This is a genomic window from Candidatus Zixiibacteriota bacterium, assembly GCA_018820315.1.
Lineage (GTDB): Bacteria > Zixibacteria > MSB-5A5 > JAABVY01 > JAHJOQ01 > JAHJOQ01.
In genome coordinates this window covers 1-3729 of record JAHJOQ010000125.1, presented here as the reverse complement: position 1 = coordinate 3729, position 3729 = coordinate 1, and the positions used below count along the sequence as shown (strand labels likewise).

3 protein-coding genes are annotated in these 3729 nt (G+C 50.4%); 1 reads left to right on the top strand and 2 read right to left on the bottom strand.

Annotated elements, in window-relative coordinates; genetic code table 11:
* Both KKH67_12590 and KKH67_12585 read right to left on the bottom strand, forming a co-directional pair.
* Positions 1-778: toll/interleukin-1 receptor domain-containing protein (locus KKH67_12590; GenBank protein MBU1320017.1), on the bottom strand; the 778-nt coding region annotated here is incomplete at its 3' end.
* Positions 779-1397: 619 nt separating this feature from the next.
* Positions 1398-3104, bottom strand: coding sequence for a S8 family serine peptidase (locus KKH67_12585; GenBank protein ID MBU1320016.1), 1707 nt, complete (start codon positions 3102-3104; stop codon positions 1398-1400).
* Positions 3105-3404: 300 nt separating this feature from the next.
* Here KKH67_12585 and KKH67_12580 point away from each other — a divergent pair.
* Positions 3405-3729 (top strand): prepilin-type N-terminal cleavage/methylation domain-containing protein (locus KKH67_12580; protein MBU1320015.1); only part of this gene is annotated, 325 nt, incomplete at its 3' end.

Here is a 3729-nt window from a genome sequence, read left to right as displayed (position 1 = left end):
ATGGAATCTTCTCATACTCATCATAGAATACTGATACGCTATGGGCTTTGAGTGAATCGGCTACACTCCGCACATATTTCCCGTTCTCACTTGCATATGATAGAGCTACATCATATTGTTGTTCCATGTCTAGCCTCCGCGTCTCAATTGTCATTCCTTGCTCAGACTGCCATTTCCTGAGCTCAGCCTGGATGTCGGCAAGTCTTTGTGGATTTATCTTGTGAGCCTGAGAAGATGTCGTCCTGTTGTCAGTGGTTACATATTTCTGATCCGTCCTTGTCCGAATGAGAAAACCGGCCTGATCGAGGTCAGTCACCCAGCCTTGCATATCCTGCATGTCGTTTGGAAAATTATAGCACAAGTCGTAGACAGAGATACCTTGTTGGGGCAACCCTCCGGCATAGACGTCATAGAAGAACCGTAGAATCTGGTATCTGAGATCAAGCCCCTTGATGACAGACACTTCGTTGGTTGATTCCATATCATTGGAAGTGAATAAGAACTCTGTAACTTCCGGATATTCACGAATCTTGCGGAGCGCAAACCTAATAGTCTCATAGTGCATCTGATTCTCGCGTTCGTGGAAGCGGGCATCAATCAAACGACTCGTGACCTTCGCTATAATGTTTGGATCATGACCGTGGTTGAAACTGTATACCCACCGAACCATTTCCAATGGATCGCTATTCACTTCTTCAGCCAACACGAAGTATCTTCGCGGCTCGTGGCTGATGACAGTCAAAACAAAACCTAATATTTCCTTCCTAAGGTCTCTCATTTCTATGACCTCCTTGGATCCAAACCGCGCCTTTCTTCCAGAGCACCGCCCTTGCCTATCAATTCTCGTTCTGTCGAGCAGAACGGACTATCGTGTCAATGGATTGAATATACACTCGGCGGGCGATCCTGGCAAGGAAGATTGTAGGTTGTGTGCGTTGGCCCACGGGACGTACACCAACCACAGCACGAGACGTACGCCAACCGCAAGGCCGTTTCATCAGTAGGGGATTCCTAAAGGCGCATTTAATGGGCGTGCAATCTCAGTACTGGGCACCGTTTTTCAACGGTGTGACATGCCTTGCGTTCGCACGTATGTCTTCGAAACTCAGGACTCCTGAGCTTCGAAGGATCCACCCGAAGTGAAAATGTCATTCCGTTGAAAGGGCCTGTTGAAAAAGTCACGGACCGCGGAACGTCGTCATCGCGAGGAGCGAAGCGACGTGGCGATCTCTCTGTCAATCAAGACCATTGCGAGACGTGGAGATTACCGTGCTTCGCTCTCAGAAATGACGTCGATTGGCCATATATGGACTTCTGCAACTAGCCCTAAAGAGAAGAGCCACCGGTTGTTTTCAACCGATGGCTCAAATCGAAATCACTCTATATTCGCATGGATGCTATACTACCGGTGGCGGGCCACCCGTGAAGATATACGCAATCAAATAGATAACGTCATCGATGTCGACCTCGCCGCTTCCGTCCGCATCACCGGAAGCTTCCACCGGCACCGGCGACGGGCCACCGGTGAAGACGAATGCGATTATGTATACGACGTCATCGATGTCAACATCACCCGAACCGTCCGCATCGCCAGCGACATATGCCGGTGGGCCAAAGGAGTAATTGATCGCTGCCCAGCAGTTTGCTATGCCCCATCCATAATCATTGTTGGGCGTTGTGGCATTGTCAGCAGTCATCATGATTGCTTCGCGAACCTGCATTGCGGTCCAGTCTGGATGAGCCTGAATGACGAGTGCAGCAACTCCCCCGATGAGTGGACATGATAACGAAGTACCGCTGGCGGTCGTCAGTGCTTCATCACTTGATGCGCTGGCACAAGCAGTCCCTGAGCCTCTTGCACAAACCTCTGGCTTTATCCTGCCGTCGGCAGTCGGACCCCTCGACGAGAAACCAATTATCCCTCCTGTCGAAAAGACCGCGCCTACTGTCAGGATGCTGTCGGCGTCAGCCGGCGCTCCGATCGTCGACGGATAGGGGCCGGCATTGCCGGCAGAATTGCAGACGACGATACCGTATTCAGCCGCCAAGTCTGCGGCAACTGTTGATGTGGCAGTGTTGCCATCATAGTCGGACGGATCGTACCAATCCGAGTAGCTCAGTGAAGACGAGATAACATCTGCGCCGATGGAATCGGACCATTCGACTGCCGCGACCCAGTTGTCCTCCTCCACAGGAGTCTCGGATCTAATATCTTCGGTTTTCGCAAGGATGAATCTGGCGCCGTACGCCGGACCGTAGTGATTGCCGTCCCAAGCTCCCCCAAGCGTCGACCAGGTAAGCGTTCCGTGATCCCAGGCATTCGACCAGTCCTCAGGTTCATTGTCGACATTGCCGTCATCAAACACGAAATCATGTTCCGCTATCAATCTGCCGGTGAACATGATATCTTGGAAGACGTGATGCGTCGTGCGGAATCCTGTGTCGAACATTGCGACGATAACACCCTGGCCTGCATATCCAGCGGTGTGCGCCGGAATAACATTAATCTGATTTAACTGATCGAAGGAAGCGCCGTAATTGAGAATGGGCGATTCAAGGCTATTGGATGAGCCGTCTTTAGGTGCATCCGATTCTTGTGGGTAGGTTTTCCTTGCCGCAATCATCGGACGGATCTCTATGACGAAGGGGAGTTCGGAAATTTCGTCGAGTAGCTCAACGGGTACCTCGAAGCTCGCTGCATTGAGATAGCGAGAGGTGTGCCTGAGCTTGGCGCCCAGATTGACGACAGCTTCCACATAAGAAGACTTCACTGGTACGTCGATGATCGTGAATTTGTCCTTGCCGACTTTCTTTCGGCGACCTAATGCTTCATCGGTGATACGATTCGACAGCGTACTCGCAGCCTGACTGAGTTCTGACTTCGATGTGATGCCGCGATCAGAGAAGAAGACCCATATCTTAACTGTGCCATCGACGGCATGGGAACTCAGGTAGTCAATGGTCCTGCTGGAAATTACCTGTGCAGGTTTCGGTTTCACGAAATCATCGGGTGACTGAATTGGGATTTCGTTGCCCCACGCAAGACCGGTCCCAAGCAGTAGAACAGCGATCACTATCGGCAAGGTCAATCTATTGGTCTGCATTGTTTTGCCTTTCGTCCTGAAGTTATCGGTCGGAACTTCCATTAAGATACCCGATAGTCTATAATTGTCAATCGGAAACAATTGTTCAGACTTAATGTGGGAATAATCCCACAGCCTGTTGAAGCATATCCAGAAAACTGAGCTCTGAAAGGCGGCAAAATGCGCTTGCCGTCGTTTCATGCGGCCAGAAGCCTATGTCCTACAGTCGATTAAAATGCATATACAGAAACCGCATCATGAGGCACAGGTCTTGCTGAAACATGCGGTGATGATGGCTCAACTAGCACAAGGCGGTATCAGATGCGATTGAAAAAGCAGAACGGATTTACGATGATGGAGTTACTCATAGTGACCGTCATTATTGGGCTGATTGCTGCGATGGCTGTGCCCGACTTTGTGAAGTCGATGCAGAAACTACGTTGGCACGGTACAGGAACGGATGTTATGACTTCACTGAGGCTGGCGCGGTCATATGCGATATCACAGCAGAGACAGTTCGGTGTAGTTTTTGATACCAGTTCAAACCACATCACGGTTTTTAAGGATCTGGTCAACCCCACGGCATTCACATTTGAGTATGGCGATTCCGTCGTAGCGCAGGATTCGATTGAGGCTAAATTTGACT